13 protein-coding genes and 1 pseudogene are annotated in these 20461 nt (G+C 60.5%); 8 read left to right on the top strand and 6 right to left on the bottom strand.

Translation table 11 applies throughout. The annotated features are described in order from the left end of the window. Positions 1-944: 944 nt before the first annotated feature. Both J6524_RS08785 and J6524_RS08780 read right to left on the bottom strand, forming a co-directional pair. Complete coding sequence (locus J6524_RS08785; protein ID WP_225669989.1) at positions 945-1037, bottom strand: hypothetical protein; 93 nt, start codon at positions 1035-1037, stop codon at positions 945-947. 1110 nt (positions 1038-2147) lie between these two features. After that, complete coding sequence (locus J6524_RS08780; protein ID WP_225669988.1) at positions 2148-2894, bottom strand: hypothetical protein; 747 nt, start codon at positions 2892-2894, stop codon at positions 2148-2150. Positions 2895-3998: 1104 nt separating this feature from the next. On the opposite strand from J6524_RS08780, the gene glmS reads away from it, so the two are divergent. The 4 genes and pseudogenes from glmS (at position 3999) to J6524_RS08760 (ending at position 9932) form a co-directional block, all read left to right on the top strand. Next, positions 3999-5825 (top strand): glutamine--fructose-6-phosphate transaminase (isomerizing), encoded by a 1827-nt coding sequence (glmS, locus tag J6524_RS08775; protein WP_225669987.1) that lies wholly within the window; start codon positions 3999-4001, stop codon positions 5823-5825. Between the two features lie 770 nt (positions 5826-6595). After that, positions 6596-6793, top strand: coding sequence for a hypothetical protein (locus J6524_RS08770; protein WP_225669986.1), 198 nt, complete (start codon positions 6596-6598; stop codon positions 6791-6793). A 669-nt stretch (positions 6794-7462) separates the two neighbouring features. Next, positions 7463-7616: pseudogene (locus J6524_RS37855) on the top strand (IS5/IS1182 family transposase); the annotation flags it as partial. 1170 nt (positions 7617-8786) lie between these two features. After that, positions 8787-9932, top strand: coding sequence for a hypothetical protein (locus tag J6524_RS08760; RefSeq protein ID WP_225669984.1), 1146 nt, complete (start codon positions 8787-8789; stop codon positions 9930-9932). Positions 9933-10331: 399 nt separating this feature from the next. On the opposite strand, the gene J6524_RS08755 is transcribed toward J6524_RS08760, so the two are convergent. Genes J6524_RS08755 through J6524_RS08740 form a run of 4 tightly spaced genes read right to left on the bottom strand, consistent with a single transcriptional unit; the run spans position 10332 to position 15407 of the window. Next, positions 10332-11579 (bottom strand): MFS transporter, encoded by a 1248-nt coding sequence (locus tag J6524_RS08755; RefSeq protein ID WP_225669983.1) that lies wholly within the window; start codon positions 11577-11579, stop codon positions 10332-10334. Then, positions 11576-12517 (bottom strand): sulfotransferase family protein, encoded by a 942-nt coding sequence (locus tag J6524_RS08750; protein WP_225669982.1) that lies wholly within the window; start codon positions 12515-12517, stop codon positions 11576-11578. The genes J6524_RS08755 and J6524_RS08750 overlap by 4 nt, the downstream gene beginning before the upstream one ends. A 29-nt stretch (positions 12518-12546) precedes the next feature. Next, positions 12547-13857: an aminotransferase class III-fold pyridoxal phosphate-dependent enzyme gene (locus J6524_RS08745; RefSeq protein WP_225669981.1), complete on the bottom strand. Its 1311-nt coding sequence runs from the start codon at positions 13855-13857 to the stop codon at positions 12547-12549. Between the two features lie 35 nt (positions 13858-13892). Then, entirely contained in the window at positions 13893-15407 is a 1515-nt protein-coding gene (locus J6524_RS08740) for a GMC oxidoreductase (protein ID WP_225669980.1), read from the bottom strand. Positions 15408-16323: 916 nt separating this feature from the next. Between J6524_RS08740 and J6524_RS08735 the strand changes: the two genes are divergently transcribed. From J6524_RS08735 to J6524_RS08720, 4 genes are all read left to right on the top strand, one after another. Then, positions 16324-17280 carry an ArdC family protein gene (locus tag J6524_RS08735; protein ID WP_225669979.1) on the top strand — a complete coding sequence of 319 codons (957 nt, stop codon included), beginning with the start codon at positions 16324-16326 and terminating at the stop codon, positions 17278-17280. Then, complete coding sequence (locus J6524_RS08730; RefSeq protein WP_225669978.1) at positions 17280-18335, top strand: DUF7146 domain-containing protein; 1056 nt, start codon at positions 17280-17282, stop codon at positions 18333-18335. The genes J6524_RS08735 and J6524_RS08730 overlap by 1 nt, the downstream gene beginning before the upstream one ends. A gap of 348 nt (positions 18336-18683) precedes the next feature. Then, positions 18684-19622, top strand: a complete 939-nt coding sequence (locus J6524_RS08725; RefSeq protein WP_225669977.1) for a DUF2493 domain-containing protein — start codon at positions 18684-18686, stop codon at positions 19620-19622. A gap of 308 nt (positions 19623-19930) precedes the next feature. Next, positions 19931-20068, top strand: a complete 138-nt coding sequence (locus J6524_RS08720) for a hypothetical protein (protein ID WP_225669976.1) — start codon at positions 19931-19933, stop codon at positions 20066-20068. Positions 20069-20461 lie beyond the last annotated feature (393 nt).

Here is a 20461-nt window from a genome sequence, read left to right as displayed (position 1 = left end):
GGGACTTGAGCCGACTCACACCCGCTCGGCGCGAATGTCAGCAGGTCCGTGCTTGTGCTCCCAAAGGTGCCCAAACCGCTTCTTGCCTTCGAGTGTTGTCTCGAAATACGCGGCCTTTACGTCGCCCCGAACGTGAGCAAGATCGTGATGTGGCCCATGCCAATGGCAACACAATCACCCGGCTCAACTTCGAAGCTGCGCGATCCGACCACAACCGTGCCTGCCCCTTCCATGATGACCCAGTATTCATCACAGTCATGACAGTGAGAATCGAAATTGGTCGACTTGGGGTAGTTAATTGGGTCCCCCTTTGCCACTATTGGAGTGCTCGGCGTTAGCTTGAAAATGCCGCAACCGCCCAACTCAGTGCCCCACCTGCCGGAAAAGATGAGGACCTGCGCCGCCCCATCGCCAGCGTCTGCGCTAAAGGGACCGTTAGTCTCATCGAGGTCACAAAACTGACCTTCACAGAGTACTTGCGCCCCTCTGCGCTCGCCAGCCGGCAAGATCCTCGTGTGACGAGCACTGTTTTTTGGCATTGATCCTATCGGCCGGCGCTGCCCAGCGAGTTCGACAAACTCGAATGCAATGACTGTTCTCCACTTCTGAAAACCGACATAGTGTTCCTCTCCATTCTGCAGTCAGGTTGTTTGGCGGCGGATCGCCTTGAAAGCGACCGCCTGGGACTTGATCGCCTCCTCGATAGGCAACGCTCCATGCTGCTTGCTCCGTAGAATCCGTGGCGCCCCGGGGCAGGCATCGAGCATGAAGCGGGCATCTTCCGGGTTGGCACTCGGACAGCACGGCAACGGAAAATTCTGTCATCAGACCGAGGCTTGCGAAGTTCTGCACGCCAGAGAACCCGATCTCCTTCAGTTATCGCGTAAGATGCTTGGAAATGACGGAACCGATCCGTGTCGTTGATCCTGGCAAGAACCGGGCTCTTAAGATGGCAGAACCTCGCGGGCTATGTCGACGACGGTCTGATTAGCCTTTCCGTAGGCGAGAAGCCTGGCAAGTGAACCGCGGCCGATCATGCGAGAGCTGCCCGGATGCATATGACGATGAGATCACTATCACCCGCTCCCTCGCTTCTCGGCGCGTAGGCCGGTGCCGAGGCCCCTTCAGCCCGGATCTTCTTTTGGAAACGGTCGATCAGCTCCGACAGGGTGGGACGTTTGGCGCAACTATCGGTGCTCACGAAGGACCTCTTGGAAGTTGCAGCAATAAGGTCCGCAAATTGCGGATCGCTTATGTGGAGAGGGATGCGCGTCGGCTGTCGCTTGTCGCTGCGACGTAGGGTGCGCTCAAGCGCCGAGAATGGGCAGCGCCGGCTATAGCCGCCAATTGAAAAGGATTGCTGTGGTTACACAGGGCCAGCAAAGTCCGATCACAGCAAGGCTGACAATGTCCTTCCGTTTGTTAGACTTTTGCGCTGCCGAATCGCCTCGGCTGGGAGAAGCGGGAGACGAAGAAGGCCACAAAATTCTCGGACGCCAAAAAAAGCCGCTCATTTTGGAGCAGGATGAGGACTGGGTCCGGTCGCGAACATCCGCCGGTGGTCCGTCGCGAGTACACGCAGGCAGACGTAAGGTAGTGCCGCAAGGACGCGCCGCTTCCCACTTCGGTCAGACGCCACGGCATCTTTGTCCAGCGACTTGTCGGAAATTCTGGCAGCAATCCCGACCTTGTTGTTGTTTGCAACGAGCCAACGCCCGAGTTGGGACAGAATTTACATTGTTTTGGTGGTGCGCTCACTGAAACTGCGCTTGATCAGGGCCGGCCTCAACGCTTCGATGAGGACGCATCCTCGGCATAAAGAGGAGCTTCGCTGCCACCTACGAAAGTCAGGATTGCCTGGCTCGGCTGCAAGGCGGGGGTGCCTGCGTCGTGCCTCCACCATGCGGCGCTGAGGTATATTCGGGGTCGCTCGCCTGCATGATGAGCTGCCGCTGGAATCGCGAGATAATTCGCGCGATTGACTCCAGAGGCGACGAGGGGCCTCGTCCACCATCCCTAAAAGGAGGGTCGCAGTTCAATCGCATGGGCACGTTCGTTGTTCCGCTGCGCGGTAGACGGCCAAGTACGACCCGAAGGAGCAAGCTGGGCGCCGGAATCAGTCCGCGGCGGGTGCGAAGGCGTTGAGTTCAACTTGGCCGACCGCTCCGTCCGTCTCGCTCTGCAGTCGTGAGCGGCTTGGCAACATTTCTCAGGATTGTGGCGCGGCAGTTGGCTAGCATCTCCTTCGTGTACTTCTCGCCGAAGTAATCCAGAACGAAGGTCCCGCCGTAGTCTGACTCATCGGCGACGCCGCTGGTGAGGCCGTCGAGGATTGTGCCGACTTCGCGGATGCGATCGGAGTATCGGGCGCGGATAACGTTAACCGCGTTCATCGAGTGAACTGCCTCGTCGGCAGTCACTTCCCTTAGCCAACGAACGAATTTATCGCTCCCAAGTCCTGCATAAAAACCCTTATCCGCAGCATAGGCGTGGCACGTGCACATTTCATCAAAGGATATCATTACCATCACAGAGAATTCGTCTTTCAGGTATTCATTGATTGCACTAAAATTGTGTGATCGAGCGTCCAATCTCTCCCAAAGATCCTTTTCGGATCCATCAGCGACGAGCTCCATGATCTGGATAAAGCCCTCGGCATGGCGCTCCTCGTCCGTGGCCCAGGCATCAAAGAATGCCGCAGCCTCCTCGGTGGCGATCAAGTTGCGGATGGACAACTCCTTTTTCAGATGCCTCGCGTCATATTCAGTATACAGTTCTGGCCACAACTTTTTCCAACGTGCGCGCAGAACTGATGGCTCGGCGGTGAACATCACCGGCGTCAGAGCATTGAACAATTCTTTGGGACTCCAATTCCGTCGAACCGGCGTGATCATCCGACTCCTCCGAATCACGAACGGTACGAGCGGTCTCGGCAGACGCATTCTTTTCTTCCCGAACGCTCGCAAAGCATATTAGCTACGCACAGATGCTGTCGCCTCCTCGGTTTGGTGGGATGCAATTTCAGGCCGCACTCCTTCCTAGCCTGAAGCGTCGCCTTCACGGCTCAATAGAAGCCCCGCGCGGCCAACCCGGCTCGCCCCGCAGCATCGAAGTGACGGTCCCTCCTCAGCAGCTACCCGTCTTGGAACCAACCAATCAGTCAAAACCTCTGTGTCGAGATACTAGGCCAGCCCAGAAACAACCTGGCGTTCAACTCCGGAACAGATCCCGCGGCCTAGGTGGCACGGAGCGAGTCTGTTCATGACAAACTGCTTCCGCTAACGGGATCGCGCAAGGTGGACCGCTGATATCAGTACTAACGGAGGAGCGGCGGATTACAAACCTTCGTATGGCGCTCCAAACCCTTTCAATATTGAAGGTTTACCTACGTACAATTGAGCCATCAATCGCAATAGTTTTAGTCTCGTCGAGAATCGGGCCGGAGCGTCCTGAATGGCTCTCGGCGCAAGGAAGTAAGACGAGCTGACGGACGATTATGAAGTTCTATCGCAGGACGCCACGCGGTCCGTCGATCTGCATCGAGTGTCGTCGATCCCTGGGGTCACGCTACCAGCGAGATATCTCCACCCAGCAGCCCTATTGCGACTACGATTGCTATCTTCGCTACCGGACGAAGAGTCTGTTTGCGCCATGGCTCGCTGTTGCACGGGACCATGGACTCGCGCCTGAGTACTTGGCTCACCTCGAAACTCTCAGCTCGTTTGCTGCGCTGGCTACCGCTTCGTACTGGTATTCGGTCGTGGTCGCCAAAGCCGCGCTGGGGTTGGGCGAACCGATGATGGTTGAAACTTCTAAGACCTAGCTCGCGCGTGTGCACGCGGCGAGACCAATTGCTCTGACAGCGAATTCCAGAGTTGAACCGTCAACGACGTCGCCATCCGCAATGAGTATTGAATACGTTCAGACGAGTGAATTTGGTTAAGAAGTTTCTGCGATTTTGAAGATGATTTCCTTGAAGCTGGAGGGCATTGATCAGCATGTGCGGGATTGTCGGCATCTTGGGGCGTGGTCCGGTCGTGGGGCAGCTGGTCGAGTCACTCAAACGACTGGAATATCGTGGCTACGACTCCACAGGCGTCGCGACGCTTGAAGGCGACCATCTCGAGCGCCGGCGTGCCCAGGGCAAGCTGAAAAATCTCGAGGCGCGGCTACACGGCGATCTGCTATCGGGTCATACAGGTATCGGTCATACGCGCTGGGCCACCCATGGCAAGCCGACCGAGCGCAATGCCCATCCGCATATGACGGACAATGTCGCCGTCGTCCATAACGGGATCATCGAGAATTTCCGCGAGCTGCGCGCTGAGCTAGAGCAGAATGGCGCTAACTTCGCCTCGGAGACTGATACCGAGGTGGTGGCGCATCTCGTCGAATCCTATCTAAAGCATGGCTACTCACCGCAGGACGCAGTGAAAGCGTTGCTGCCGCGGCTGCGCGGCGCGTTCGCGCTGGCATTCCTGTTCAAAGGTCATAACGATCTCATGATCGGCGCGCGCAGGGGGTCGCCGCTCGCGATCGGACATGGCGACGGCGAAATGTATTTGGGATCGGATGCTATCGCGCTCGCGCCCTTCACCGATACAATCACCTATCTTGAAGACGGCGACTGGGCCGTGCTTACCCGCACGATCTGCGTCATCTATGATTCGAAAGGCGCCGTCGCCTACCGTGACACGCTGAAGTCCGGCGCGTCATCGTTCCTAGTAGACAAGGCGAATTATCGCCACTTCATGGCCAAGGAAATTCACGAGCAGCCGGAGGTGGTCGGGCAGACGCTGGCGCGTTATGTTGATGTGGCCGCAAAGCGCATCGCGCTGCCGTTCGAACTGCCATTCGACTTCAATGACATTAGGCGCATCTCGATCACGGCTTGCGGTACCGCAAGCTATGCCGGGCACGTCGCCAAGTATTGGTTCGAGCGGCTGGCGCGTATGCCGGTCGAGATCGATGTCGCCTCTGAACTCCGCTACCGCGACGCGCCTTTGCGCAAGGGGGATCTCGCGATCGTCATCTCGCAGTCCGGCGAGACCGCCGACACGCTGGCCGCGTTGCGCTACGCCAAGGCGCAGGGTCTGCACACGATTTCCGTGGTCAACGTACCGACGTCGACGATTGCGCGCGAGAGCGAAACCGTGCTGCCGACACTGGCTGGCCCAGAAATCGGCGTCGCCTCGACCAAAGCTTTCACTTGTCAGCTGATGGTGATGGCCGCCCTTGCCATCGCCGCAGGCAAAGGGCGCGGAGAATTGTCGGACATCGATGAATTGAAGCTCGTGGGTGAGCTGATCGAAGTTCCGCGGCTGATCGCTGCGGCGTTCGCGATCGAACCGCAGATCGAGAAGCTCGCGCGCGATATCGCCAAATCGAGCGCGGTGCTCTATCTCGGCCGCGGCACGTCGTTCCCCCTGGCGCTGGAGGGCGCGCTCAAGCTGAAGGAAGTCTCCTATATCCACGCCGAGGGCTATGCCGCCGGTGAGCTCAAGCATGGCCCGATTGCGCTGATTGACGAGAGCATGCCGGTGGTGGTGATCGCTCCTTACGACCGGGTTTTCGAAAAAACCGTCTCAAACATGCAGGAAGTCGCCGCTCGTGGCGGCAACATCATCCTGATGACCGATGCGACAGGGGCTTCCGAAGCGACGGTGGATTCGCTCGTGACCATTGTGCTGCCAGGCATGGCGGCAACCTTTACACCCATGGTCTATGCCGTTCCGGTGCAGCTCTTGGCCTACTATACCGCTGTCGTAATGGGAGCGGACGTCGATCAGCCACGCAATCTCGCGAAATCGGTGACCGTAGAATAGGCGGGCAGGGCGTAAGTCGCGGTGGTTGTGAGCCTCCAGCGAATAGGCCTCGTGTTTGGTTGTTCCGTTCTGTGGAAGCCAAAACCGAGCAGATCCTCGATTTCTCTCCTATCCATCCTTGCCGATCGTCGTTGCTGCGTGCGTCCATATCGCCTTTCGGACATGAATCGTTCGCACCTCGAATGCGATAATGACCTCAAAAGTACAACTGAAGTTCAGCTCCCGGACCGGGATTCACGGATGGCGCAATCTATAGGAACTTTGTCTGCCGTGCATCGGTAACTGAAGGTCCGCTTGAATTAGTCGGCTACCACCACAGCCGGGCGCTGCTGATCCGGCGGGCCAGCGCGGCGACTTCGACGAGATAGCCATCCAGGTCCCTCCGCAAATTCGGCTTCGTGAGCTCTTACTCATGTTCGTCGCGGCAAGCTTCGTGACCTTGGCGCTTTTGGTGTGAGCCCGACCGCTCCATCGCTGGCTCCAAGCGCTTTCCCATCGTCGGCGGCTGATATCCGCGGTGTGCATAATCGTTGTCCACCATGTGCAATTCCTATTAAAAGTGCCGCGATCACGCTTGGAAGGTGCGGCATCCATCGTTCTCAGCGAAGAGATCAGGGAATTCCCCGAAGGATCGAAGGTCCGAAGGTCAATTTGCTCATAAACTATCGCTTCGCCACGATTCACACAGACTCATTCTACCGCTGGCGCGATCTGAGCGACTCACGCTAGGCTATTATTCTCCAACAATCCCAATGCGACGGAGAAACGAAATGGTTGCTGCCGCCCGCGAACTGCCCACGTCAGGCTACGCGCTCGAAGTGGATGGTCGATTGAAAGCCGAATTCGTCAGCAGAGACGGAGCAAAGTCAGGGGCAGAAGATCTGAAGAAGCGCTTTCCAATGCTTCAGATCAGAATTTACGATGCGCAGACGATGACTCGAGAAGAGGTATCGCTTCCCCAAGCTTAGGTGCTCATCGAAAGTATTTTGATGCGCGCGCGGTAGGGACTGAGCCGCACAAGGTTTCGAACCTATGGCTGTCCCTGACGGTAGTCCGTGAAGAGCTGTCCAAGCTTTTGAGGGCAGCCATTTTTTTGTAGCGGCGCGACCTTTGAGATTGCAAGCTTTTCGGGTTTGAAGGCCGGAAAGCTTGCGATTTTCGTTTTTGCGATTGCAGCGAATAGCGTCGTGATTCCGCGGTCGCATCGGAGTAGAAGATTGCGATCCAAGGAACGATGGGACAGCGGACAGGTCGATCCTCCTCGGGGCTGGACGCAATCATCCACATGAAGCATGCTGGTGAAGTTGGCGTGAACCATCGACAGCTCGTTCATCGAGGAACGGTTCGGTGGATTTACGAGGACAAGCCTGGCCCGGCATCGACGCGGCTGACTTGCCGTCCTCAAGCTCACCTACGTCCTTTCCGATGAATGGCTGTGGGAGTGCTGGGTGAGAAAGCCCTATTACCAGTTCTTCTGCAGCGAGGAGTTCTTGCAGTACCGCCTCGTGTTCGATCGCTCGCCGCTGACGCGCTGGCGTCGACGAATGGTTCTCGACAAAGGCTATCGCGGGTACAATGCGTCATCCGGTTACACATTCAATCAGGGCGTTTGGCCCGAGGCAGCGAGTGACGCCACACGCGAGCTGCGCCGCCGTTCGGTCGTTGAACCAGCCATCAGCGATCTCAAGTCCGAACACCGGTTGGGCCGCAACTATCTCCGGCGTCGTCAGGGCGATGCTACCAATGCCGTGCTCGCCCGCCGCCGGCTACAACTTCCGTCGTCTCGTCCGCTGACTGCAGCTCTGTTGCGAGCAATGACACAAAAGGAGATCCCGTCCGAGGGCGCATATGCCATCCAGCTTGGCGCGCCAGGTTCAGAGGATATCACTCCAGAGGATGGCCAACGGAAGAATGCTCGAGGCGCCGTGTCACGCAGATGTGATTTTGCGTTAGTCTCGGGTCTTCCGCGCGTGGCTTGCAATCGCTGTCCTCGTTTCACCGCAGCGGTACATACGATGATGCCACCACCTCGTCGAATATGCGGTCACCATCGACGCTGCCGGCCGAAGACCCGGTCGCTGTTGACCACCATGCTGATCGCTGCTCGGCCAGCCGGATATCGCGTTCCTGAGCGCCTCAATGTCGCGCCGGTCAGCGTAGCGGCAAGCTGGGCGCGATCCCTGACGAAGGAGGGGGCTGGGCACCTTTCACCTTCCTTGATAGCGCGCTCTCTCAGATTGCTCTTGGTCATAGTCGAGCGTGATTCAATTCCGGAAGCAGACAAAGCGGCAGCTGAATCTGATGTTTGGTGGATTGGCCGCACCTCACTTAGCTGCCGCGCAAACTTCGCTTGATCCAAGGACGAATGTGCTGGTGAGCTGGCTTGTGCGCTCACGTCGCTCGGCTGTTGCGGGGCCCGTTGATGATGTCGTACATTCTGTTCCCCTCGAGCACCAGGTTTTATTTTCGTATGGGCGGCTTTCGAGAAGCTGACGAATCAGGGAAGCAATCCAGCGACGCCCATTCTTTTCGAACACCCCGGGGGGCGCGCCGAGAATGCCAATTTCAGAGCACTGATCGGGCGGTGCTGACGGGCAGCTGCGCTGTTTTGGAAGAGGGTGCACGAATGCGATGCATCAAGTTGTATACGCGGGCGGCAGTTATGCCGGCGAACTGGCCGATACCAGCTGTGCAAGCGGGCCGACCGCCGCGCGAGAGTCGATTCCTGCCCTTCTTCGCAGAGGCCGCGACGATGACGCGCAGAACAATCGGAGCATGCTGAGTGACGCGTGCTCGGCCACTCGCCGCATGGCGCGCGGCGGCCACGACCAGCAGCGCTGACAGCGCTGGATCGAACACGGCTCCCGCCTGTTTCTTCGACGAAACAGCTGATCCGGATGCAAACAGCGTTGCCGGCGCGCTAACATCGAGATCGTCTTTCGGAGCTCGAAACTATCTCTGATGATCGTCAGCTTTTCCGCGGCGGCCACCAACGGCGACATTTCGGGGAGAACCATAGCGGTCGATATTGCTCTCGTCAGCCTCTCGAAAGCTAGCCCGATTAGTATGAGAGCACGGCGCTTCGAAGTTAACTCCTCAGATCTGGAAACCTGCGCCTATTCGGAGATTAATATGGACCCATTCCTCAATCTCGATCCCCTCGATCCAAATTTCGCAACGTACTACGCTATGTTGCAACAGCAGCAAGCGGGGCAAGCGGAGTTTGAACAGCATCTAGGCGAGGTGCCCCAAGCCGAGCCGCAGCAATCACCTGTCGTAAGCCGTCCAAGCCGTTTCCTTTATAGAGCCTCCGCTGAAGACGAGCCCCTCATCCAGGCGGCGGCTCAGGCTGCAAAGGCTCGCGGGACTAAGGCGCACCCCGTCAGCAGTTATAGTACTGGTCTCCGCAAGTTATCTCAGGCGCTCGAGCCTCACGGGCTGAATCTCGTTGGACTCGACCACCATTCGCTGCTCCAACATGCTCGGACGTTGTTTCCGGATAACAGAGATGTCAGGAATGGGGTGATTATGCTTAGGAAGTACCGTGAGACCATCGGGGAAGGCACGTCGCGTGCTGGGGAAGGCAGCTCTCGGCAGCCGGTGGAACAAATCACTCTGTCGCCTGGGACTTCCGATCTAGAGGAAATTTGGCGAGCGGCGGAAGCGGCTGACCAACCCTCCGCCTCGCCGCAAAGCTTAAATTCGGAGTTTTGGCAGGCAGTTGATCAAACCCAGTTGCCAACCGACAGCTTCAACACAGCAAATTTCTGGGAGGGGGCGCCTCCACCCCCTTCGCCGGCGCAAAGCGTCAATCAGCCGAGCCCGCCAACCTGGGATCAAAACCTCGGGGCATCGATCTTCGGCCCGACATATTACATGCCGCCTTACATGCCGCCCGCGCCACCAGATTTAGCAGCGTACGCCCCCGCGGACTGGCAGCACGGCAACCAACGCGCGTCGGAGAACCTCATGCGCGGAATGCACCGGCACGACGTGCTGCCGAGCGCATCCCGGCCGCAGGCAAACATCAGCATCAATGGCGTGCCCTACACGGCCGTGTTGGGACCAACAGGCAAACAGAACGACATTCATCTTGTCCGACAGTAAGAAACCAATGACTGAGCAGTAGTCGTAAAGCTGGGTAGAAGATGGAAGGCTCTTCGGGATCGGTTTTCAGGAGCGGGTCTCAAGGCCATCTGAGTTGCTGAGGTAAAATCGAATGGTTGGGCTACGTCGCTGATAAGTGCGAACTGCTAAAGTCCATTGGTCCGCACTGAGATCTGCCGTCCTGCCCATCCAGCCTGGCGACGTGCAATACGGTAAAAAAGCGGGCGGCCGCTTGAAACGCAAGCGGCCGCCCCGATTCCGCCTTTGAGACCGTCGCCCGCGGGTCGGGGCGCCAGGGTCAGGATCGGGCACGTTGATCCGCCACACAGTCAGCCGGGGCCCTGGTGAAGGCCAAGCTCGTCCAGTGTTTTGATTTCCATAAGCGGTCCTGTCTGCTAGTTAGAGACGCAAACTGTGCGTGTGGCGCAGCGGCGACCACCAGATCCACAGAACCGACGCCGCGCCGAGCACGCTACTAGCCAGCAACGTGGCACGCAGGCCCAATGCGGCACCCGCCGCGCCGCCGACCAGCGCGCCCAGTGGCGCCAGTCCCCACACGACGCTCCGGATGCTCGCGTTCACCCGGCCCTGCAGCCGGTGCGGGGCCAGCGCATATCGAATAGGGACCTGCTGCACGTTGTAAATCCCTTGACCAACCGACAGCAGGAACTGAGACAGTGCCACGCACATTAACGCGGCCCACCACGGCCGGGTGAGAAGCGCCGCCAAGCTCATGCCTCCAGCGCTGAGCGCCAGCGCGACCATCAGCACCGGCCCGAGGCCGATCGCGCGTCCCGCCCACGGTGCGGTGACCGCGCCGACGACGCCACCGAGTGCACCGATGCCGAGCACCATGCCGACAGTCCCGCCCTCCAAACCCAGATCTTTCGTCAGGTGCAGCAGGAAGACCGCCGAATATGCGTTGTACCAAAAGATGAAGGTGCCAGTGGCCAACGTGACTGCCCGCAGAATCGGGGTGCCGAACACGGTGGTTAGCCCTTCGGCCATTTGGCCAAATAGCTGGGTCGGCCCGGCCGCTGAGCCGGCGGCCGCGCGCATCGGCACGAGCGACAGCAACGCGGCGGCGAGCAGGAAAGAGGCCGAGTCGGCCAGGATCGCGGTCGGCGCGGAGAACGTGCTCACCAGCCAGCCGGCCAGGAACGGACCGACTGCCACCGCGCTTGCCTGGCTGAGCTCTAACAAACTCTGCGCCTGGACCAGCCGAGTCCGGTCCACCACCGTGGGTACGCACGCCAGATAGGCCACCTCGGCGTTCACCGCCGCCACCCCGACCAGCGCCGTTGCCGTACACAGCTGGACCATTCCGAGGTGTCCGAGGCCGGCCAGCAGGGGAATCGTGGCCAGCGTTGCCGCCATTACCAAGTTGGCGATCAACAGGATCCACCGGTGCGGGAGGCGGTCCACGATGACGCCGGCGAACGGGCCCGCCACCAGGTACGGCGCCCGACCGCAAGCCAGCAGCAGCCCGGTCTGCACGGGTCCCGCGCCCAGCAGAGTAATCGCGGTAAGCGGCAGCGCTAGCATGGTCACTTGGGAGCCCAGCAACGACACGGTCTGGCCAACGAGTAGCGCCAGGTAGCCGCGCGGCAGTCGGAGCAGGGCGGCGGAACAGTGGGCGCGGCTCACGCTTCGACGGTTGAGGTCGGGGCCGATAGATAGCCAAGCCGGGCTAGTTCACTGCCGGCGATCCGCTCGAACTCCGCGATCTGAGCCCGCGTCAGATCCTCCGCGTGGCGACCGAGCCGCCCCGAGTGCAGCGGTTTGCCGGCGGATTCGGCCGCCGGGTGGCCGTACGGATGGTCGAAGAGCGCGTGCTGATACTCGGCGTGCCGCAGCACGGCCTCGTTCCAAGGCAAGCCGAGGTGGTCCAGGATTTGGGTCAGGGTGGGTCGAGGACGACTTACCAGATCCTCGTAGCGCAGCTCGAGGTAGCGGTCCGGCGGCGCGACCCGATGCGGCCGGGAGACCACTTCAAGCCAGCCCCGCGCGGCTTCGGCGGCGGTCCGGTAACCCCAATCCGGCACGGTTTTCAGGTGCGAGGCGGCCAGGTCCCGACCGTCGCGCACGATGTGCACAAAATGCGCCCTCGGCCACAGCCGGGCGTAAGAATCGACCTGAGCGATCTTGCGCTGTAGTTTTAGTCCCCACCGCCGGGCTCCGGTGTGAGCCTTGCGGAACTCTCCGAACTCATTGATCAGCCGGCACCGGTCGGCGAACGACACAATGTCATTGGCCACCTCGACCATTACCTTGCTGACCAGTTCGCGCACGTCGTCGAAGTCCAGGCCAAAGCGTCGGCACTGCACCGCGAAGTGTACGCCGTCGTACCAGAATGGATCGATCGTGCTTTTTGTGGTGCCGGTGACCTTGGGGTCGCGGGCATCCAGCAGGTCAATCGCGCGCAGGATGTGCGGACCAAGATTAGGCGGCTCCAGGAAGTCGATCTCCGGCCCGATCACCAGATCGGGATGCGAGTCCAGCACGACGCTCAGCAAGGTCGTGCCGGACCTGTTGTCGCCGCCGAGCAGAACCGGCGAAGTGGGAAATGGGTCGGCCTCGGGCATAGCGGTGTTCCCTGTTTGACAGCTGGTGTTCATGGGTAGGTGGGCGCAGTGAACCAGCGCCGGACAGAATCCGGGGTGGCCACGAAGTGATCACCGGCGAACCGCACGGCGGCGGCCACCGGATCCGGGTCGTCGCCAGTGCTATCCACTCGCGCCAGTGCCACCGGTAAAGCCTGCCCGGCGGCTTCGATCGCGGCCCGTACGTCAGCGTCGGACAATGCCGCGGATGGCATGAACCGGCCGCCGTACTGCATGAGGAAGCCTCGCGACCACATCTCCTGGAAGAACGCGTGGCCGAGTTCGGCGTCGGCAAACATGACGTCGAACATGGTAGGCCAGGCGAACGCCCACGCCTCGACCTGCTGGCCGACGAAGACCTCGTTGAGCCCGTTGATGAGTTGCTCGCCAACCTGACGCATCCGCGCCAGTGCGGTCCCGTCGCGCAGCGCGTCTAGGGTGCTCAGCGCGGCCGCGAACGGGGTAACCTCGCGCTGATAGGTGTTGCCCAGGTAGGTCTTTTCGGTGGCGTTGAGCACGTCAGCCCGACCGGCCACCGCAGATAGAGCCATGCCGTTCGCCAGTCCTTTGCTCAGTGTGATCAGGTCGGGCGTGAGGCCGACTGCAGTGTGATATCCGCCGAGGGCGTAGCGGAAACCGGTCATAACCTCGTCCAGGATCAACAGGGCACCGTGCTGGTGCACCAGCGTCTGCAATCGCCGGTGGTATTCGGCAGGGAAGAAGTTGACCTCGGGAGTGATGATCACCGCGGCGACGCGCTGGAGGCTGAGCAGTTTCTCAAGCAGGTCCAGGTCGTAGCGGAACTCCACGCTGTCCGGGTCCCGCCTGGGCAGCCCCATCGCTGGCCGGTCCTGTAAGTGCCAGTCGTGCCAGCCGTGATATCCGCTAGTAAGCACCAGGTTGACGCCGGTGTGCGCGCGAGCGAGGCGGACTGCGGCGGTGGTGGCGCATGAGCCGGTGCGGAAGAACACCGAGCGTTGCGCGACCGGAAAGATTTCCGCGAGCCGTTCGGCCACCTCGACCCGGTGTACGGACAACGGCCCGGGTAGGATGCCGCCGGTGCGGCGCATTTCCGTGGCGACGTGCGCGAGCACAGGTTCGTATCCGGCTCCCAACGGCGCGGCCCCGCTGCATGAGGTGAAATCTACGTATTGTTTTCCATTAACATCCCAGACATGCGCGCCGGACGCGCGGCTCATCACCACTGGAAAACGCCGGTTGAGATCCCATTTCTCCGACGCGGTGATCCGCAGCGCGCGGCGGAGCGCAGTTTTTTGCGCGTCGGTCGCGGCGACGGTGGCACTGGGCGTGTTCATGGGCATGAATGATCTCCGGTTGATTCTCCGCCCATGGTCGGTCAGGCGAGCTGCGTGACTATTCTTCGAGCGATCCGTAGCGCGTTCGCCTGAATAGTGAAGGTCGGGTTGACGCCTCCGGAATACGGAAAGAACCCGCCGTCCGCGACATAGAGATTGTCGATGTCGTGCACCCGACCCCAGCGGTCGACTACAGACTCTTTTGGATCGACACCTGCTCGACAGCCGCCATGCAGATGCCCGCTACCGGACTGATAGTTGGAATCCTGGTAAGCGACTTTTTTCACGCCGGCTTCGGCGAGCAATTCCGACGCGCGTCGGGACAAATAGCCTAATCGGCGTTTGTCCAGCGGATGGGTCCAGTACTCAAGAATAATTTTCTGCAGACCTAACCGATCTCGACTGTTGGCCAGTCGGACCGTGTTTTTGCGCATGGGCTGATCGGCCGCCAGGAAATGAAGCCGTAGCGCTATATTGCCGTCACAAATCGCCTGCTCGGCACGACTGGCTTCGTAGATCATTCCGCCCAGCCCGGAGGGCGCCTCGTCGTCGAGGTAGTGATCCGACATTGCGACCGTGGAGAACGGGCCGCCCGGCGACCGCGCGGGCAGCCGGTCCAGCGTGGTGTTGCCGGACACGTAGCCACTGATTTTGAACGAGATCCCGCTGCCGACCATGCCAGTGGCATTGCCGATGCCGTTGGGCGCCGCGGACTGCGCCGACCGTAGCAGCAGGGCGGCAGACTGCACCGCGTTGCCGGCGAGCACCACGCAGCGGGCGCGGACCCGAGCGCGTTGACTGGTGACGGTGTCCAGCCATTCCACCGAGTCCGCGCGGCTCACGTTGCCCAACTCGATACGCACGGCCTTGCTGCCCAGGGCGACTGTCAGTGCGCCGGGCGGCAGGGGCACGTCAGAGAATGGGGACCGCGCATCGGCCCTCGCACCGGTCGGACACACGTGTTCGTTGCAAGGACCGCAGCAGTGACACGCCGGGCGGCCGCCATAGGGCAACGAGTTGATAGCCAGCGGGGTGGGGAACGGCAGCCGGCCTAGGCGTCCGCCCGCCTTGGCGATCAACAGGCCCTGTGGGCTGTACTGGTGCGGCGGCAGCACGGCGGGATCGCTGGGCGGTTCGAGCGGGTCCGCGCCAGGGAGCCGGGCCACCCCCATCCGCTGTTCGAGCTCCTCGTAATAGGGGCGTAGTTCGGCGTAGTCGATCGGCCAGACTGGGTCGAGCGCGTCCGCGGCCACATGGGCTCGCGCGTCAAAATCGATGGTCCGATAACGGAAGGCGATCCCGGCGTACAGCGTCATTCCACCGCCGAGCGCCGACACGGTCCAGGGGCGCCCGAACGGCGTCAACGTTCCGGCAGGAGAGGGCACCAAGGCGTTATCGAAACCACTTTGGATAGTCGCCAGTGAGGCGCCGGGGGGAAGCGTCCGGCCTTCTTCGAGGACGAGCACTCGGAATCCGTTTCGAGCGATCTCGTGGGCGGCTATCGAGCCACTGGCACCACTCCCGACGACGCATACGTCAACGGCATTGGCCGTCATGTCTTACCTGGCCGTTCTAGCCGCAACTATCGCGTCCTGTGATATGCTCACAAAACGGCCCTGCATCGAACTGTCGCGAACTTCTTTGACCTTGGTCTGTTCTTTCCTCGGCATCAGCGCTTTTCTCCGTAAATCCAAGATCCTGTCGTGCCGTTCATGTTCATTGGCCTGTTGCCCTACGGTGAGATAGAGCAACGGCCGTGCCAGCGCTTCTCGCGCGCATTAAGCGCCTGATTGTGCTTTGAAACAGTTCGCGATGCGCAAACGGCGCACGGTGTTTTGAATCTCACAGGTTGTGTGTCGCTGTCAGAAAGCGGACAATGATCGAGGGGCTACGCATCCGGACCTTGCCCCACGGACTTAGTCCAGGTTGAAGGCACTTCCTTTTTTGGCAATGCGCGCGGGGTCCTGGGCGACTTGCGGTGGGCTACCGCCGACTGCTGTAAGAGGTTTTCACGATCCATGCCGCGCTTACAGCAAACTAACTGAGGCCGCCCGTCCATGGTGCTGAGGTCTATGGTCTCGCGCGCTGAGAGCCACAAGAACTTGATCCCGCGCCCGCAATCGGGCAACGCCCGCGCGTGACCGGCGTGGCGCCCATGCGACGCATTTGATCGGGTCGAAAATTCGCACTTAGAGTCAGAACGCCGCGATACTCGCGCACGATTTCGATGTCAGTAACATAAGCTTCGTCCCCTTATCGAGTAAGCCACTCGCCGGGCATGGACGGAGGCCACACCGGTTTCCACGACCTGGGCTTTGAGAAGGATGGGACTCTGGATCGCATTCACGGTCGAGACGCACCGAGATGGCCGAGACGAGGAGATCTCCAGAGAGCCAAGAGTGGCGGCCTGGATTGCCGTGACGGGTTTGTAGCCGCGAGAGAGGCTCGCGGTGCCCGTCGCGGAGAACCGCGATGTCCAGGCACAACCAAGTTTCGCAGAGCAGCCCCAGCCGGACCAATCTTTATGACGAGATCACGAATAGACTCATTGCCGAGCTAGAGGCGGGGTGTGTGCCCTGGGTGCAACCGTGGGGAACGGCCGCGGCGAAGGCGCCGCTTGCCATGCCTCACAATGGAGCAACACATCGGCGATATAGCGGCATTAACATCCTGATCCTCTGGGGCGCTGTGGTCGAGCGGGGCTTCTCCGGCCAGAGCTGGCTCACCTTCCGGCAGGCATTGTCGCTGGGTGGCCACGTCCGCAAAGGAGAGCGAGGAACGACCGTCGTCTATGCTGACCGCTTCGTGCCCGAAGAGGAGAGGAAGCGGGCGATTGAGGCGGCCGACGAAGCCCAAGCGATTCCCTTTCTGAAACGTTTTACGGTCTTCAATACCGACCAATGTGACGGGCTGCCAGCCGAGGTGTCGACTATGGCGCCTCTCCCGTTACCTCACATGATCGAGCCGCAAGTCGAAGCGCTGATTAGGGCCAGCGGCATCGATCTTCGAATCGGCGGTAACCGAGCTTTCTATTGTCCTTCTGAGGACTACGTTCAGGTGCCATTTCCGGCTGCCTACTTTGAGCCGATCAATTGGCACCGCACGGCTCTGCACGAGTTGGCTCATGCCACCGGCCATTCCTCACGGCTCAACCGGGATCTAACCGGAAATTACGGCACCAAGAAATACGCCTTCGAGGAAATCATAGCGGAGATATCCGCTGCATTCTGCTGTGCTTCGCTCGGCATCGTGCCGACCGTGCGGCATGCGGACTATATTGGTTCGTGGCTTGAGGTGCTCTACGAAGACAATCGCGCGATCGTCCGCGCCGCTTCGCAGGCCAGCAAAGTCGCAGATTATCTGCTCGCGTTCTTGCCTGATCTCGCCTCGAGCCCGGCGGAAGAACCCGCCCACTGCGAAGCCGCCTGATGCCGTTCGATGCTTCCGAACTGGCACACCGCCTCGCGCGCGAGGCCGAGGCGGTGTGCCGCCACTATCTCTCTAATGGTCGGCGCGTGGGGCGCTACTGGCTGGTCGGCGACGTCCGCAACACGCCAGGCCGCTCGATGTTCGTGCGGTTACAGAAATCACAGAAGGGACCTGCGGGCAAATGGACCGACGCCGCCACGGGCGAACACGGTGATCTCCTCGACATCATCCGCGAAACCTGCGGCCTCACAGAATTCCGCGATATCGTGGACGAGGCAACTCGCTTCCTTCAGCTGCCTCGACCGCACCCGGATCTCCCAACGAAGCCCGTCCGCGCTACAGTAAAAGCAGGATCGCCGGAAGCGGCGCGGCGGCTGTTCGCGATATCTCGGTCGATAGACGGGACCCTCGTGGAGGCATATTTGCGCGGACGCGCCATTTTCGAGCTGCACTACGGAGCGAGCCTGCGCTTCCACCCACGCTGCTACTATCGTCCGGATGAGGATGCGCGGACCGAGATTTGGCCTGCAATGATTGCTCGCGTCACCGATCTCGATGGCCGGATAACAGGCGCGCACCGGACCTGGCTCAATCCCGAAGGTTTTGACCCGATCCGGCTCGGCAAGGCGCCGATCGACACACCACGACGGGCAATGGGCGATCTGCTCGGCAACGCAGTTCGTTTCGGTACGGCGAATGATGTGCTTGTCGCGGGCGAAGGGATCGAAACCATCCTGTCGCTGCGCTACGCACTGCCTACCTTGCCAATGGCCGCCGCACTATCGGCCAATCACCTCGCTGCCATGCTGCTACCGCCGACGCTGCGTCGCCTGTACATCGTCCGGGATGCGGATGCGGCGGGAGACGCGGCGACGGCGGCCCTCAGGCAGCGCTCGGAGGCTGCTGGTATCGTGGCGATCGCTTTGTCTCCTCGGTTGGGAGATTTTAATGACGATCTCCGCACATTCGGCATTCACGATCTTCGAGCGGCCATGCGCATTCAACTCGCGCCGCAGGACGTTACCCGCTTCTTGGTTATGGCGGAGAAGGGATAAGAGCCGGCGTAACCAGCGACATTGTCACGGGAGGTCGATGGGAGGCCCATAGTGCCGAGGAGAGGCCGCGCCCTGGCCTTCTAGAGGGCGATCGGACAGCATTCGGACCGACCGGCAATGGCTGCGCCCGGCTATTTTCCGCCGGCGGTGCTCACCCCACGAAGAAAGCTTCGCGGGGCCCCGGCCACGCGCCTTTGCATCGCGAAACAAAATAGCCGGACTTCGCCATCCTCCGCTGTCGCTGCGGCCCTTCGCTTCGCTTCGGGTTCTGGTCCGTTCCGCCCGCTGTCAGGTGATCGCCACGAAGGCCGTGATGGGCGCGGCCGATCCGGGCAAAGGACCTCGACCATGACATCCGATCGCAACGATCTCGATTTCGAACCAACGCACGGCTCATCCCCGATTGATCACGTCATTAGCGAACTTCAGCTCTTTGGCTACCGTCCTTTCAACGACGAGCCAGACCCGAGGCCGCTTCCCGAAGGCAAGATGATCGCGGGTGCTGTCGCCGATATGTTCGACGCCCTTGTCGCAACCCTAAGCGACACTCGCCTCGAGCCGGATCTCGATGACCTGCTCTGGTCGACGGTCAACCTGTTCCACCGTGCAACCGAGCGCATCGAGCGCGAGCTCGACGACAACGAGCAAGCGCAGCGGAAGAGCCAGCGTGAACAGGACGGCTCGGAAATCAGATCGGTCGAACTCGAGCGGCTCACGGCCGAAGGCATCACGCTGGTCGAACGTCGCAACTGCATGGAGCTCTTCCGCGATCAATCCATGGAGCGCTTCCAGGTCCATACCGGCTCGCCCTGGCGTCCTCGCTCTGGATCGCTGGTCAATCATCGCAAGCTTACTGCGGCGATGATCGACTCCAGGGATTTCCTCGCCGCCAAACACCGGGCGGAGACCGAACTGTTGCTGCCGGCCGGCCCTAAAATTGCCCTAACCGGTGGCCTCGACTTCAATGACCATCATCTGGTCTGGGATCGACTTGACAAGGTCCACGCTAAGCATCCTGACATGGTGCTGCTGCATGGCGGCTCGCCGAAAGGCGCCGAACTGATCGCCGCCAAATGGGCGACCAATCGCAAGGTGCCCCAGATTGCTTTCAAGCCCGACTGGACCAAGCACGCCAAGGCAGCACCGTTCAAGCGCAATGACGCGATGTTGGAGATCTTGCCGATCGGCGTCATGGTCTTCCCCGGCACTGGCATCCAGAGCAATCTCGCCGACAAGGCGAAACGACTCGGTATCCCAGTCTGGAAGCTTGGGGATGGCGGCGCGTGAGCGCCGTCCATGCCGATTTCGAAATCTCCCTGCATAGGGCAAGCGTCGCAACCGACGCAATTGCGCCCCCGAGCACATTCGCCACCTCGAATGTGGTTAGACAGTGAGCCGCACTTCTAACTAGTTCCGGCTTGAGTAACCTCGCGTCCAGGTGATCGTGGAAGGCGCGAATTGCTCTCGGACTTCCTCAATACTTCGCATCGGTCTATTCTGCTCAGATCTTTTCTCTCGCTGTAGACTCCCTTTCATTCCTGGTTAGGTTCACTGCCGGCGTGATGGTATTTCATAATGCGGGCGCCATCGGCGCGTTGCTCGTCGGCATTGCTCCCGCCGCGATGATGCTCCTCATCGGTCAGATCACCTTTGCCACCGCGCGGTCATTTGTCTTGCGCGCAGCCATCGCGGCAGTCTTTACCATTTCCGCCGCCGTTGCCGTTATTATGTGATTCTCGGATATCGTATGTTGGGGTGCCATCCCCGCTCTGGCACACGAGATCTTTGGCTGCATCGGTTCGATCTTCATCGGTGACACGGGGCGGGCGCTCATGATTGTCTTGGCCGAGCTTGCCCGCTGCAGTCAGTCAGGGCAGGCGAACCGAACGTCAACCAGTTCTCGCGGCCAAGACGGCTATAGCCCTTCGGCTCGGTGCCCAGGGTTCTCCTCAATCATTAGGCGCGTCGAGATCGCCAATGATCGGCATCGCAGGGAGGGGTGGTCTCCTCAGAGCACTACACGGCCATTATGCCAATCATCGGCAACTCTGCTAGTGTCGGGGCGGGCGTTCTCTAACGGCTGTTTCGGGGCGGCCGACGCCCAACTTTTCCCGCACGTTGTTTCC

Source organism: Bradyrhizobium hereditatis, assembly GCF_020329435.1.
In the GTDB taxonomy this organism is placed as follows: domain Bacteria; phylum Pseudomonadota; class Alphaproteobacteria; order Rhizobiales; family Xanthobacteraceae; genus Bradyrhizobium; species Bradyrhizobium hereditatis.
Note: the sequence above shows the minus strand (reverse complement) of the source record. Positions and strands in the feature narration are given on the sequence as shown.

Excerpts from the sequence above, each read along its gene's own strand:
- J6524_RS08740 (WP_225669980.1), bottom strand. The coding sequence starts at position 15,407 with ATGACGGCCAATGCCGTTGACGTATGCGTCGTCGGGAGTGGTGCCAGT.
- J6524_RS08785 (WP_225669989.1), bottom strand. The coding sequence starts at position 1,037 with ATGATCGGCCGCGGTTCACTTGCCAGGCTTCTCGCCTACGGAAAGGCT.
- J6524_RS08750 (WP_225669982.1), bottom strand. The coding sequence starts at position 12,517 with ATGCCCGAGGCCGACCCATTTCCCACTTCGCCGGTTCTGCTCGGCGGC.
- J6524_RS08725 (WP_225669977.1), top strand. The coding sequence starts at position 18,684 with ATGACATCCGATCGCAACGATCTCGATTTCGAACCAACGCACGGCTCA.
- J6524_RS08780 (WP_225669988.1), bottom strand. The coding sequence starts at position 2,894 with ATGATCACGCCGGTTCGACGGAATTGGAGTCCCAAAGAATTGTTCAAT.
- J6524_RS08730 (WP_225669978.1), top strand. The coding sequence starts at position 17,280 with ATGCCGTTCGATGCTTCCGAACTGGCACACCGCCTCGCGCGCGAGGCC.
- glmS (WP_225669987.1), top strand. The coding sequence starts at position 3,999 with ATGTGCGGGATTGTCGGCATCTTGGGGCGTGGTCCGGTCGTGGGGCAG.
- J6524_RS08770 (WP_225669986.1), top strand. The coding sequence starts at position 6,596 with ATGGTTGCTGCCGCCCGCGAACTGCCCACGTCAGGCTACGCGCTCGAA.
- J6524_RS08745 (WP_225669981.1), bottom strand. The coding sequence starts at position 13,857 with ATGCCCATGAACACGCCCAGTGCCACCGTCGCCGCGACCGACGCGCAA.
- J6524_RS08760 (WP_225669984.1), top strand. The coding sequence starts at position 8,787 with ATGATCGTCAGCTTTTCCGCGGCGGCCACCAACGGCGACATTTCGGGG.
- J6524_RS08735 (WP_225669979.1), top strand. The coding sequence starts at position 16,324 with ATGTCCAGGCACAACCAAGTTTCGCAGAGCAGCCCCAGCCGGACCAAT.